Raw genomic sequence first — 13,324 nt, 5'->3', positions numbered from 1 at the left:
GCCGGACGCCATACACCGGAAGCATGACCATCAACGTCTATGCGGTGGCCACGCCCTTCGTCATCGTCCTGGCCCTGGCGGAGTTCGCGTACTGCGTGGTGAAGCGCAACGGCTACTACAGCTTCCAGGACTCCATCGCGAGCATGGGCACGGCGGTGATGAACCAGTGCGTCAACGTGGCGGTGGCGCTGCTGGTGCTGCCGCTCTTCACGCAACTGGGCCAGCTCGCGCCGTGGCGGCTCGACGTCTCGTCGCCGCTGTCGCTGGTGGCCCTCTTCCTGGGCGTCGACTTCCTCTTCTACTGGTTCCACCGCTTCGGCCACCGCACCAACATCGGCTGGGCGGCGCACTCGCCGCACCACTCCACCGAGGAGCTCAATTACGCGGTGGCCCTGCGCGCGAGCGTGACGCAGCGCCTCTTCTCGTTCCTCTTCTACTGGCCGCTGGTGATGGTGGGCTTCCCGCCGGAGGCGGTGCTGGCGATGGTGGCCTTCCACCTGGTGTTGCAGTTCATCCCCCACACCCGCGTCATCCCCAAGCTGCCCCGGTGGGTGGAGTCCTGGCTGAACACGCCCTCCCACCACCGCGTGCACCATGCGCGCAACGACGCCTACATCGACAAGAACTACGCGGGCTTCCTCATCATCTGGGACCGGATGTTCGGCACCTACGCCGAGGAGAAGGAGCCCTGCTCCTATGGCCTCACCACCCCGGCGAACACGTGGGACCCGACGGCCATCAACTTCCAGGCGTGGGCCCGGCTCGCCAGTGACGCGGTGGCGACGAGGAGCGGGTGGGACCGTCTGCGCATCTGGGTGATGCCCACCGGCTGGAGGCCCGCGGACCTGCCGCCGCGCTCGCTCGGCTCTTGGAAGCAGGACGGCGTGGAGGTGAAGTTCCGCTCCACGGAGCTGCCCGGCATCCGCGCCTACCTCGTCTTCCAGTTGTTCGCGTCCATGCCGTTCATGCTCCTCGTGAGTCACCATGCCTCGCCGCTGTCGGGCTGGCGGAAGGTGGCACTGAGCCTGCTGCTCTGGGCCATGGCGACCGCCTGGAGCGGGATGCTGGAGTCGAAGCGCTGGAGCGTGCCGCTGGAGCTGTCGCGGGTGCTCGCCATGGGCATGGCGGTGACGCTGTGGCTCGTCCAGGCCGGGGCGCCCCAGGCGTGGAGCGCGCTCAGCGCGGCCTGGCTGCTCGTCTCGCTGACCTGGCTGCTGGTGGCACGACAAGCCGTTCACTCCAGCCCGGCCCAGCCTTCCGAGGAGGCCAGCTGGTGCCGCACCGGGTCGACCTCCAGCACATACGCGCCGAGCGCGCCGACCCGTCGGCTCCGTCCATAGGTGAGTGGAGGCCCCAGTCCCGTCTCGAAGTCGCGCACCCCTTCGAGCGCCTCGACCATGCGCTCGCGGTTGGCGTCGCGGCCGGCGCGGATGAGTCCCTCCACCAGCAGCTTCCCCGTGGACACCGCCACGAGCTGCGCGGCGAGGTGCTCCCGTGGGAGGGAGCGCGATGCGGCGAGCTGGTGATACGCCTGGAGCGCTTCCGGGCGCACGTCCGTGGGCAGATGCCAGTGCGAGGTGAACAGCCGCCCCGCGAGGCTCGCGGGCGCGCGCAGGGAGGCCTCGGTGGGCCCTCCCGGCCACAGCACCAACGGTGCGTGGGCCAGGCGCCCCAAATCCTTCCAGAAGCCGGGCTCCACGACCCGCGGCCCGAGCACGAAGAGCACGTCCGCGCGCCCGAGCGCTGACGACTGTCCAAGGGCTTCGAGCTCCACCACCTCGCCCAGCCCGAGCTTCCGGCACCGCGCGGCAATCCGCCCGGCCGCCTCGCGCGCGGACGGTGCGTCCGGCCGGAGGATGGCCACCCGCCCTCCCGGGCGCCGCTTCGCCGCGACCGACACCAGCGCCTCGCCCTGCTCCGCGAGGCCGGCATACAGGTAGAAGGTCTGCCCTCCCGGGGCAGCGCCCGCCGCCGTCCCCATCGCGCCGAGCAGCGGGATCCGCCGCTGCTCCGCCAGCGCCGACAGCAGCGCCTCCTCTCCGGGCATGGCGCCCACCAGCACCAGCGGGCGCTCACCATCGAGAAACGCCTCCAACGTCTTCTCACGCTCGGGCCCCGGGGCCGGGAGCTTCACCGAGCGGAGCACCAGCCGCCGGCCATAGATGCCGCCTCGTGCATTGAGCTCGTCGAGGTACGCCGACAGCGCCGCGTGGACCGCCCTGCCCGCGTCCGCCTCCGGCCCCTCGCCGGCGAACACCGCGCCGAGCCGCACCTCGTCCTCGGACATGCCCGGGTCCTGCTCCTGGCCGAGCACCTTGAGGTAGGCCAGCAGGTCGTCCAGGTCCGCCCGGCTCAGCCGGAAGCGCGGCATGACGTCCAGCAGCCGCTGGTTGGCGGGGTCCACGCCCATTGTGATGGCCCTGCCCAGCGTGCGCTCCGTGTAGGGCGGGTGCCGCCGGCCACTCCCCTCCTGCACCACGTAGGGCCGCGTGAGCGCCTCCCAGCGGATGTTCGAGGGCTGCACTCCGCCCTCGGCCCGGCCGCGCCCATCCTTCCCATGGCAGGAGGCACAGGGCACCGCGGCCGCCGGCACCACGTTGCCCGCGCCCAGCTCCGCCTGGAGCTCCGCGCCCGAGGCGCTCACTCCGCGCAGGTACAGCTCCCGGCCACGCTCCGCCGACGGCTTGCTCACGTGCACGGGCGCCTGCTCCTCGCGGCAACCGGCCACGAGCCATAGCGCGAGCGCCACGTGCACGAGCCTCATGGCGTGTTTTCCGCCAGGGACACGCCCTGGTCGTTCATCACGCTGTCCACCACCGGGATGACCTCGTCCGCCTTGGCCAGACCGAAGGCCTTCTTCCACAGCCCGGTCCGGTCATTGCCGATGAGGAAGAGCGCCTTGTGCTGATTCGGGTCCTCCACCGCCTGACCGAGCTTCTGGAGCACCGCCTGCACGTGCTCCTTGTCCCCGGTGAGGAAGGACCAACCCGGTCGCGCCTTGAAGCGCTGGGCGTACTCCTTGAGCCGCTCCGGGGTGTCCCGCTCCGGGTCCACCGAGATGGAGAGCATCCGCACGTCCTTCCCCAGCCGGTCGCCCAGGTGCGCCTGGAGCCTGGTGAAGGTGCCCGCCATCACCGGGCACGAGCCGGTGCAGCGCGAGAAGAAGACGTTGATGATGACCGTCTTCCCCTGGATGAGGTCGCTGTAGAACCGCACCTTCCGGCCATCCTGGTCCACCAGCTCGGTGTCGCTGAAGTAGCGCCGGGCCGGAGACGTCACATCGGTGAAGACCGGGGACTTCGGCGGGGCGCTGGCCAGCGCGCGCTCGACGGCCTCCAGCAGCCGCTTGGGCGAGCCCAGGCCATGGGCACGCACCCACTCGCCGGTGGCGGTGTTTCCCACCAGCACGATGGGCGCGTGCTGCTCCTTCGCGGGCGTGTACACGGTCATCGCCTTGAGGAGCCGGTCCACGTCCTGCTTGGAGCCGGAGAGCAGCGTCCAGCCCGGCCCGGCACCGTAGCGCTTGCCCCACTCGGCCAGGCGCTCCGGCGTGTCGTGCTCCGGGTCGAGGCTCACGGACACCAGCTTCACGTCCCTGCCCGCGCGTGCTCCCAGCTGTTCCTGCAGCCGCGAGAACCCCATGCCCATCGGCGGGCAGATGGTGGTGCACCGGGTGAAGATGAAGTTCATCACCACCACCCCACCCTGCATCAGGTCGCGCTGCACGTGGACCGGCTCGCCACGCTGGTCCACGAGGACGAGGTCCTCCGGGAGGGAGAGCCGGCCGAGCGGCGCGTCCTGGCTCTCCGGCGGAGGAGGCGGCGCGGCGGGGGCTTCATCGCGGGTACAGGCTCCCGTCCCCAACCCCAACAACGTCCCCAGGGTGACGAGGACCAGCCACTGCACTCGGGCGCTCACGGCGTGCCTCCTTCGGCGATGAGGGTGAGGTCCTGGGCGGCGTCCAGCTTCATCCCGAGCGAGGGAGCCTCGAGGGCGAGGAAGTACACGCCGGGCCTCGGCGGGACGAGGTCCACGCCGTAGGTGCCATCCGCCTCGGGCCGGGCCACCTTCCGGGTGTGCCAGTTGCCCGCCGCTTGATAGGCGAGGACGGTGACCTCCCCCACCTCCGCGCGCGGGGCCTGCGTGGCCTTGTCCTTCAGCCGGAAGCGCAGCCGCGCCGTCTGGCCCGCCTGGACCGTGTCTGGCAGGAGCGGCTCGACGGCCACCCCCTCCCGCTCCTCCTTCGCCAGGGCCGGGTTGTCCGCCACGTGGAGCGGGAAGCAGTGAATCACCCGTGGCGAGTCGATGAGCACCGCCACGTCGTGCACCCCCGGCCCGCGCAGCCGCGCCGTCGTCTCGTACACGCCCGCCGAGCGCTCGCGCAGGCTGCGGTCGAGCACGCGCACCGCCCGGGGCTCCCGGTCGTACGCGCTGAAGCTGCCCATGGGGGCCGCCATGCCCTCCTTGTAGTAGTAGATGACCTTGTCCGCGGCGTTGGCCACCAGCACCGCCGCGGCGCCCGGCGCGGGAACGATGGCGGGAGCCAGCGCCGCGGCGCCCGGCGCGAGCTGTCCTCCCGGGAAGTCCACCACCGCGATGGGCCGGCCCTCCGTTCCCACCTGGTCCAGCGGAATCATCAGCACCGTCTCGTGGCCCCGGTGGCGTACGTAGGCCAGGCCCTCGGTGAAGGAAATCTCGTCCGGCCCGCGCTCCAGCCTCCCGCTCTGGATGATGCGGTTGGTGGCCGAGTCGATGATTTGAACCGTGTCCCGCTCCGGGTTGAGCACGAAGCCGTAGCGTCCCGTCTTCTCGAAGGCGAGCTGCCCCAGCCCCTCCTCCGCGGTGATGCGCGCGAGCACCTGCGGCCGCTCGGCGTCCACCACGGCGATGGTGCCGTCCGCGTGCGCCACGTAGGCGGCGCGCGCTCCACGGGAGAAGGCCACGGAGCCCGGCGCGCGGCCGGTGGACAGCTCCTTCACCACCTTCAGCGTCCGCACATCCACCACCGAGACGGTGCCCGGCTCGCGGTTCGTGATGAAGGCGAAGCGGCTGTCGTCGCTGAACGCAATCTGGTGCGCGCCCGCGCCCATGCGCAGACGGGCCACCACCGAGAGGCTGGCCACCGAGACGACCGTGACGGAAGGCTCGTCCGCGGTCCCCTCCCCCAGCACCCAGAGGTAGCCCTCGTCCGGCTGGAGCGCGAGCCGCGACGGACGCGGGGCCAGCTCCAGCTCGCTCGACACGCGGTGCGTGACGGGGTCCACCACGGCCACGCGGTCCGAGTCCGGCATGGAGACGAACAGCTTCGAGTCATCCCCGGTGAGCACCCAATCCGCCCCGGGACTGCGGAGGGAGACCAGGCCGAGCAGCCGGCTGCCGCCGAAGCCGAAGCGCGGGTCCACGACGGAGAGGGTGGCGTCCTTGTTGAGCACCAGCACCTGGTAGAGGTTGAGGTCCTGGGCCCCCGCGCCGAGCAGCCCCCCGGAGAGGAAGGACGACACCTTCTCCGGGCAGGCCTTGCCATCGGTGCGCTCGCCGGGCCTGCGCGCATCCACCCAGGCCGCCGGGTAGACGCGCGGGTACGGCGCGCCCGTCGCTGCGTCCGTCACCTTCACGCGGAAGGACACCTCCTCACCGGCGAGGGGCGGCTGCCCACGCCGGGAGGGCTCCACCGGCTCCACCGTGAGCTCCACCGCGACGCCCGCGTGCACGGCGCGCAGCGATGAAGCAGTGGCCGGAGGAGTGGACCGCGACAAGCCGAGCCAGGCCCCGGCCCCCGCGAGCAGGAGGAAGCCGAGGAGCACCCACCCGCCCCCGGACTTCAGGAGCGGGTGGAACGCGGAGGTGCGACGCATCATCGGGTCTCGCTATCCGCGCGAGGAGGCAGCGCGTGGCGGGGAGTGGGGGCGAGCTGCTGCTGGCGCAGGAACGGCGCGGTGGGGCCGGCACCGTGGGGGGCCGCCGTGAGGGCGGCCGAGACCGGCTTCACCTGCGGCGAGACACAGGCCTCGGAGACCTGCGCCGTCCACTCTCCCACGCCACCGGAGTCGGACTGGGCGCACAGCTCGGTGGGGAACTTGCCGGGCACGGCCCACTGGCCGCCCTTGCCCACCCGGATCGAAGCCAGCGCGGTGCCGACACAGCCCGAGCCGTCCTTGCGCGCGACGCCACTGAAGAGCTTCACGGTCCTCGCGTAGCGCCCCGTGACGGGGCTCACCGTGTTCGCCCCGCGCACCGAGCCGTCCTGCGCCCGGGTGAACGTGACCGAGTCCCGGCCCTGCGGGCTCACCCGGAAGATGCCCCACGAACCGTTCAGCATGCCGGTGCTGATGAACGAGCGGTACAGGTAGTCCCGGCTGACCGCGAACGGACCTCCCGCGCTCGCCAGGACGATGTTGAAGTGGTCCGTCGCGCCGAACCCCACGCGGGCGCTCATCCACGGAGACCTCGGGTTGGAGCCCATCTCCGTCGAGTCCTTCGTGAACGGCGACTCCTGCCAGCTGTGGCCCTCGATGGTGAAGACCGAGCCATCGATGAAGTGGTCTCCGGCGTGCAGCAACCGGAAGCGCACCGGCTGCCCCGCGGCCGCGGTGAAGACCGGCGTGTTCGGCGCGCCCGATGCCGAGGCCGTCGAGCCCTGCTGGAGCCGGTCCGAGGTCGCGCACGACAGGTCCACGGCCGGGTACGCCGCGGACTCCTGGAGGCCGTAGCGGTACGCCATCGGCTCGGTGCGGTAGTTGACCGCCTGGAAACCACCGGTCGGCGGGGTCTGCAACCCCAGGTTCAGGCTCTCCTGGCTGACGAGGACGAACTCGCGGAAGGCCGCGCCCGAGGACGGCCGGACGGTGGCCGAGGCATGCGTCAGCTCGTCCTCGACCCACGTCGAACCGGCCGGCTCGACGATGAGCGCGCCCACCAGGCCGTACGCGTGCTGCTGCAGCGGGTCCGACGGGTACAGGTTCACCGCGCCGAACTCGATGGGCCGGCCGACGACGTTGTTCCCCTCGCGCCGCACCTCGCCCGCGTACCACTCGTAGGTGCGACTCTCGCCCGGCGCCACGCTGCTCACCCCGTTGCGCCCCACGTTGACGCCATTGGCGGCCCTCACGTCGAACGAGAGCAGCTGCGGGTGCAGGCCCACGTGCGTGGAGGTCTGGAGCGTGATGTCGCCAAACGCGGCCGGCGCCTGGCTCTTCGCCGTGAAGACACTGGCGCGGGTGTCCAGCTTGTTGGTGAGCTGCACCGTGATGCAGTCACCAGCCCGGGCGCGGAGGACGAGCGGCTCGACGGGCGCGGAGTCCCTGAGCTTCCCGGTGGCCGGGTCGATGTCGTCGTCGCGCACGTACAGCAGCGCCTGGGTGTCCGAGAGCGTCACGCCGTTGCGGCTGTAGTAGACGACCCCCTTTTCCGGCTGGGCCGGGAGGACCTGCGCGGCGGTGTAGGCACTGACCTTGAGCACCGGCGGCCTGGGGGCGCCTGGCGGACACACGCTGGTGGCCGGCCCTTCCGTGGGGGCTGGGTTGCTGGGCAGCACCAGCAGATGGGCCTGCCTCTTGGCGTAGGCGCGAAGGATGCCCCAGTTGCCGTTATCCAGGCCGGCGACAGTGGCGCTCGGGTTGTACAGGTAATCCGCGTCACCGCCCGTGCGCGGCAGGGTGAAGAGCATCTCGTAGTGCTCGGAGATGCCGAGCGGCTGACTGGCGCGATAGCCGGAGTTGCGGTCCGAGGGCTCGAAGAGCCAGCGCACGCCGTGCATGTTGAAGTTGTGGATGGAGTCCTGCCCGCCCGCCATGACGCGCACCTGCACCGGGTCCCCCTGGTACGCGCGCAGCAGCGGCGTGTACGGGTCCGTGTCACCCATGCCCGGGACCACGGGGTTGGGCTGCCGGTTGAGGGCCGGGTCCGCGCGCTGGAGGGAGAGGAACACGTTGGAGAGGTCCGACGGATCCGGCGTCCCCGAGGGAACGCTCTCGATGTTCGCGGACGCCGTGGCCGGGCTGACCTTGCCCACGCGGAAGGGCAGCGGCTCGCTGCGGTAGTTGACGGAGAACGTGCCGGCGTTCACCTGGGAGATGAGGCTCGGGCACGGCGCGGTCGGCGAGGTTCCATCCGGGCGCGTGGCGCATGCCGGCGGGCTGACAGCCAGCGCCGGGTTGGCCAGGCCCATCTTGCCCGCCGCCTGCTTCTTGCCGAACACGTCCGGCTTGTAGGCGAGCTGCATGTCCTGGAACTCGAGCGCGAACTCGCGGTAGCTGTCCGCGACGTTGGGCGTGAGGATGTCCGCCTGGAAGCTGGTGGGACCGCCGTCGTCGCGGGTGCCCATCAGCAGGCCCGTCACCGGGTCGCGCCACTTCGAGCCCGCCGGCTCCACCAGGAGCCCCGCGTAGAGGCCCGCCTGCTGGTGGGTGGACGGCCCGAAGTGGTCATGCGTGAAGACGGTGCGCAGGGTGCGGTCCTTGCCCTGGTTGTCGAGGAGGGGGTCCGCGGCCCAGCGCTGGATGGTGGTCTGCGCGCCGAGGAACTTCTTGCCCGCCTGCGGCCCGAAGACCGCGGGCGCGGGCACCGGGGTGAGCAGCCGCTTCCTGCCGCCGGAGTCGAGGCCGCCCGTGGCGTTGATGGCCTTGATGCGCGCCCGCACCTCGTCCGGGCTGAAGGTACCATCCTCGTAGTTCCACCCGTTGGCGGCGCCGTCCGAGGCGGTGACGTCGAACTTCACCAGGTGGATGTGCTGGCCGAGGATGTCCACCGGCGTGCGCACCTGGAAGTCATCGAGCTGGTAGTAGTCGGGCACCAGGTTGGTGTGCCAGTACTCGATGCACTCCCCCGAGTTGGCGCGGAAGAAGAGCGGCTCGGGCTGGCGGGTGCCGTTGAAGGTGGGCTGCACGTCCTCCCACAGCGCGAGCATGCGCTGCTGCGGAAAGTGCCAGCCCTTCTTGTTCAGGGTGACGTCCATCTCGATGTTGGCCGCCCGGTAGCGCCGCTCGTTCGTGGTGCCCGCGCAGGGGTCCGCGTACGGCGCGCCCGGCTTGGGGGGCAGCGCGTTGGTGAGGAACTGCGCGGGCGAGCCATCCGGCTTGAAGGAGGCGTGGTTCGTGGCGTGGAAGGCCATGGCCACCTTCTCCGCGGCGGTGCCCTCCTCCGGGAGCTCCACGGCCTTGAGCGTGGTGCTGTCCTTGCTGAAGTCGAGCCGGGTCTGCACGCTCTTCGCGGTGCCGCCCGTGACGAGATGCCGCGGCAGGCCGCCATTCTGCGGCTTGCCGTTGAGCACCGCGAAGTCCATGGGCGGGTGCGGCGGGCGATGACCGGCCGCGCCGGGCACGTAGAAGGGGAAGCCGGGGTTGCCCCGGGTGGCATCCACCACCACCTGGCCCTGCTCCAGCCGCACCGGGGCGGGCATGGGCGCCATGGCCAGCGTGGGCAGCGGCACCACCGCCGGAATGGGGGTGCCGCGCTGAATCTCCCCGTCGGGCAGCGCGCGGGCGGTGGCCACCGGGTAGCCCGCCTTGTCCAGCTCGGTGCCCGGCTCGAAGACGTCGTGGGCGCGCCAGAGCGACCACATGCCGGCCGCGAAGTGCGGGTAGAAGTGGCAGTGGAAGATGGAGTCGCCGACGGTCCGGTTCTTGTTGCCGGTGCCGTTGTAGACCATGTCCAGCGTGTAGCCGACGCCCGGACCGATGGCCTGGCTGTCCAGGTACTGGCTCTGGTCGCTGTCCGGCGCGTGCAGCCACTGCTGCGCGTGCAGGTGGTGGATGTGGTGGATGGACGAGCCGCCGTGGATGACGCGGAAGCGGACGTGGTCGCTCAGATAGCTGTGGTAGACGTTCGTCGGGTCATCGGAGAACACCGCCCGGGTGGCCTTCTGGCCCTTCTGGTTGGCCGGCACGTCCACCACCATGGCCGGGTCGCCGTTGGCCCAGGAGCTCAGGAAGAACTCCTCGAACTTGCACTCCGGGCAGTTGGCCGCCGGCCCCACGCCGATGCGATTGGCCCAGATTTCCGCGCCGATGCCGCCGGTGCCGTAGTTGATGCCGAAGTTGTCCCCTCCGATGGACAGCGTGTTCGCCAGGTCCTGCGCGTCCGGCGTCTGCTGCTTGGACGCGTCGAACGCGTCGAACGCCTGCGTCGCGTTGAACATCTCGTGGTAGATGAGCGTGAACTCGCGGAACGGCTGCTCGCGGTCCGGCAGCGCCGGGTTGAGCGGGTACTTCACCGCGAGGCGCCCCGCCCCCGGTCCGGTGATGACGGCGGTGAGGTCGCTGTGGACGATCTCATTCCGGGCATCCAGCATCCGCAGCACCGGCGTGCCCTCCGGAACCACCCCGCCCTCCTGTGGCCGCTGATAGCCCTTGGGGAACACCGCGCCGTAGTCGAGCACCGGCTGGCCGGTGGGCGTCGCGCGCCGGGTGGCGAGCTTCAGCTCCTCGGCGGAGACCTGGCTGCGGTACCACTCGGAGCCTCGGGGCTCCACGTTCACCGCGCCGAACAGGCCCGCGGAGAGCTGGCCGCCCGTCAGGAAGGAGGATTTGTTGCCAGGCAGGCCGAAGTCGAAGTTCGCGCCCGTGCTGTGGAGGAGGAACGTCCCCTCCGCCTCCGCATAGAAGGTGTACACCGCCGAGTAGCGCCGGCCGTCCGGCTGGAGCTTCGGTGCCCCGGGAGGAATCAGGGTGCTGGTGTTGGCCCCCACGAAGGAGCCATCCACGGTGACCGGCGGCAGCCCGATCGCCGTGACGCCCGCGTTCAGCGTGTACGTCTGGGTGGCCGCCTGCGGCTTCGCCGGGCTGAGCAGGTTGGTGAACTCGACGCGGAGGCAGTCACCCACGTTGGCCCGGAGCACCAGCGGGCGCGGGCGCTTGCCGGGGCGCAGCGCCACCTTGCCCGGCAGCAGCTCGGTGCCCTCGGTGGGCACCACGTCCCGCTGGAGGGCGAACACCATGCCCCCCGGAACACGCGCGCCCAGGCGGTTGAGGAAGAGCGGCTGGTCCAACGCCACCACGCTGGCGGTCACCGTCCGCTCACATCTCGGTGCCGCCTGGGCGGTATCGGGCTCCAGCAACGCCACGAACGTCAGGACAGCGAGCACACGGCTCCACAGCCTCTTCGATTCACTCATGGGCCCCCCCGGGTTCATGGCGAGTGAGGCCGATAGCCTAACAAATTGACAGTCGTTTTGTCATTCAATCCACCACTCTCAGTGAACACTTACATTGCAAGGAATTCCCCCTCCTTACCGCGGCGCGCAGGATGTGGGCTCATGCGTGTCTCCCTGAAGGATGAGACACTCGCCCCGCGGTCGCGGGTCGGAAACGCCTCGCCAGATGGCTGGAATCGATGCCGGTTCGTCCGTCCCGGTGCGCGGCCGGGCGGCAGCATGGGGGGCGTTCCTCTCACGGAAGGAAAAACCCATGCACAAGGAAGTCGCGGGTGTCCGCATCCCCGACAGCAAGCTCGCGCGTGAGGCGACGGAGCTGGTGCGAGACGTCTCCAGCCCGCTCGTCTACCACCATGCGCTGCGCTCCTATGTCTTCGCGGAGCTCATCGGTCGCGCCCGAGGGCTCGCGTATGACTCGGAAGTGCTGTACCTGGGCACGGTGCTGCACGACCTCGGCCTCACCGAGCGCTTCGCGGGGGCCCTGCGCTTCGAGGTGGACGGTGCCAATGCCGCACGGGACTTCCTCGTACAGCGCGGCGCCCCGGGGCAGACGGTCTCCCGGGTGTGGGATGCCGTCGCGCTCCACACCTCGGTGGGCATCGCGGAGCACAAGGAGCCCGAGGTCGCGCTGACGCACCTGGGCATCAGCGTCGACGTGGTGGGCATGGGCGCCGAGCTCGTCGGGCGCGAGCGCCTCGAGGGCGTCGTCGCGGCCTTCCCGCGCCTGGACTTCAAGCGGGACTTCGTTGAGGTGCTCCGCGGCGTCATCCAGCGAAAGCCCCACACCACCTTCGGCAACTTCCTCTCGGACGTCGGCCGGCGTCACCTCCCCGGCTTCCGCCCCCTGGACTTCTGCGAAGCGCTCGAAGGGGCGCCCTTCACGGAGTGACGGTACTCCGCGGGCCCGATGCCGTGCTGCCGGAGGAAGGCACGGCGCAGGCCGTTCGTGTTGCCGAACCCCACCCGGTCCGCCACGGTCTGGATGGGGAGCTCCGTGCTCTCGAGGAGCCGCCGCGCGGCCTCGACACGGACGGCCTCGACGAACCCGGCGGGAGTTGCCCCGGTCTCCCGCCGGAACACCCGGGCGAAGTTGCGCGGGCTCATGTGGACGCGCCTCGCGAGCCGCTCCACCGAGTGGTCCTCGCGCGGATGGTCGATGACCCACTGCTGCAGCCCCTGGATGGCCGGCACGTCGGAGAATTGGGCCGCCAGCTGGTGGCTGAACTGCGACTGGCCGCCAGGACGCTTGAGGAAGACCACCAGCTCCCGCGCGACGGACAGCGCGAGCTTGCGGCCGAAGTCCTCCTCGACGAGTGCGAGGGCCAGGTCGATGCCCGAGCTGACGCCCGCCGAGGTGTACGTCGAACCATCCCGGACGAAGAGGCTGTCATGCTCGACGGTGACACGCGGGTAGGCGTGGGCCAGCGCCCGCGTGAAGCGCCAGTGGGTGGTGGCCCGCTTGCCGTCGAGCAGACCGGCCGCACCGAGCACGAAGGCCCCCGTACAGATGGAGCCATGGCGCCTGCAGCGAGGGGCCTCCCGGCGGGTCCACTCGAGCACCTCGGCGTCCTTGATGACCGGAGGGATGCCGGGACTGCCGGCGATGAGCAGGGTGTCCATCCTCCCGAGGTCCTCCGAAATGACACCCGCGGGCTGCAGCGCCATGCTCGAAAAGGTCGGGATGGGCCCAGGCTTCGTGCCCAGGAGCACGAGCTCATAACCACCCCCGGTGAGTCGGGCCGCGGCGGCGAAGACCTCCGCCGGGCCGGTGACATCGAGGGCCACGACTCCGGGATAGGCGAGAATGGCGACGCGCATGACCCTCCGCACTGCTCTCCCCACCCCGCTCCTGTAAAGCCCTACCAGGGCAATGCCATTGCTCCCGTCATCACAGTACGAGAATCCGGTATTGTGTGGCGCACGGGCTCCAGGATGTGGGGGTGGCTCCACATCTCTTCAGGGCTCAGGGCCCGTGTCATCGGCCCTGCTCCGAGGAGAGCCCGCGCGAGCGCTCCATGGCATGTGACTTGCCTTGGGTCCGCTGATGCCCCACGGAAATCCCCCCCCTCCATGGCTGGCGGCGGCGCGATGCGCGCACTCCCTGCTGTGGGTCCTTCCCCTGCTGTTCTGGCTGGGCTGCTCCACCGGTAGCATCACGGCCCCCAACCCCAATCC

General features: G+C 70.7%; 7 protein-coding genes. 2 read left to right on the top strand and 5 right to left on the bottom strand.

Features of this window, described 5'->3' with window-relative positions:
• Positions 1-23 precede the first annotated feature (23 nt).
• Positions 24-1,340 carry a sterol desaturase family protein gene (locus tag HG543_RS16900; RefSeq protein ID WP_246357088.1) on the top strand — a complete coding sequence of 439 codons (1,317 nt, stop codon included), beginning with the start codon at positions 24-26 and terminating at the stop codon, positions 1,338-1,340.
• Here the strand turns inward: HG543_RS16900 and HG543_RS16895 are convergent.
• From HG543_RS16895 to HG543_RS16880, 4 genes are read right to left on the bottom strand one after another with little or no spacing between them, the layout of a single operon-like run.
• Positions 1,235-2,764, bottom strand: coding sequence for a cytochrome c/ABC transporter substrate-binding protein (locus HG543_RS16895; RefSeq protein WP_169345815.1), 1,530 nt, complete (start codon positions 2,762-2,764; stop codon positions 1,235-1,237). The two genes, HG543_RS16900 and HG543_RS16895, sit on opposite strands and share 106 nt — an antisense overlap.
• A complete protein-coding gene (locus HG543_RS16890; protein ID WP_169345814.1) occupies positions 2,761-3,918 on the bottom strand; it encodes an SCO family protein in 1,158 nt (385 codons plus the stop codon). The genes HG543_RS16895 and HG543_RS16890 overlap by 4 nt, the downstream gene beginning before the upstream one ends.
• Positions 3,915-5,858: a YncE family protein gene (locus tag HG543_RS16885; RefSeq protein ID WP_169345813.1), complete on the bottom strand. Its 1,944-nt coding sequence runs from the start codon at positions 5,856-5,858 to the stop codon at positions 3,915-3,917. The genes HG543_RS16890 and HG543_RS16885 overlap by 4 nt, the downstream gene beginning before the upstream one ends.
• Positions 5,855-11,110, bottom strand: a complete 5,256-nt coding sequence (locus tag HG543_RS16880) for a cupredoxin domain-containing protein (RefSeq protein ID WP_169345812.1) — start codon at positions 11,108-11,110, stop codon at positions 5,855-5,857. Before HG543_RS16880 ends, HG543_RS16885 begins: the two co-directional genes overlap by 4 nt.
• Before the next feature lie 292 nt (positions 11,111-11,402).
• Here HG543_RS16880 and HG543_RS16875 point away from each other — a divergent pair, with 292 nt between their 5' ends.
• Positions 11,403-12,038, top strand: coding sequence for an HD domain-containing protein (locus tag HG543_RS16875; RefSeq protein ID WP_169345811.1), 636 nt, complete (start codon positions 11,403-11,405; stop codon positions 12,036-12,038).
• Here the strand turns inward: HG543_RS16875 and HG543_RS16870 are convergent.
• Positions 11,972-12,967: a GlxA family transcriptional regulator gene (locus HG543_RS16870; protein ID WP_169345810.1), complete on the bottom strand. Its 996-nt coding sequence runs from the start codon at positions 12,965-12,967 to the stop codon at positions 11,972-11,974. The genes HG543_RS16875 and HG543_RS16870 overlap by 67 nt on opposite strands.
• Positions 12,968-13,324: the final 357 nt, after the last annotated feature.

Source organism: Pyxidicoccus fallax, assembly GCF_012933655.1.
Taxonomy (GTDB): Bacteria; Myxococcota; Myxococcia; order Myxococcales; family Myxococcaceae; genus Myxococcus; species Myxococcus fallax.
This window is presented reverse-complemented; position numbering and strand designations above follow the sequence as displayed.

Excerpts from the sequence above, each read along its gene's own strand:
- HG543_RS16875 (WP_169345811.1), top strand. The coding sequence starts at position 11,403 with ATGCACAAGGAAGTCGCGGGTGTCCGCATCCCCGACAGCAAGCTCGCG.
- HG543_RS16870 (WP_169345810.1), bottom strand. The coding sequence starts at position 12,967 with ATGCGCGTCGCCATTCTCGCCTATCCCGGAGTCGTGGCCCTCGATGTC.
- HG543_RS16900 (WP_246357088.1), top strand. The coding sequence starts at position 24 with ATGACCATCAACGTCTATGCGGTGGCCACGCCCTTCGTCATCGTCCTG.
- HG543_RS16885 (WP_169345813.1), bottom strand. The coding sequence starts at position 5,858 with ATGATGCGTCGCACCTCCGCGTTCCACCCGCTCCTGAAGTCCGGGGGC.
- HG543_RS16895 (WP_169345815.1), bottom strand. The coding sequence starts at position 2,764 with ATGAGGCTCGTGCACGTGGCGCTCGCGCTATGGCTCGTGGCCGGTTGC.
- HG543_RS16880 (WP_169345812.1), bottom strand. The coding sequence starts at position 11,110 with ATGAGTGAATCGAAGAGGCTGTGGAGCCGTGTGCTCGCTGTCCTGACG.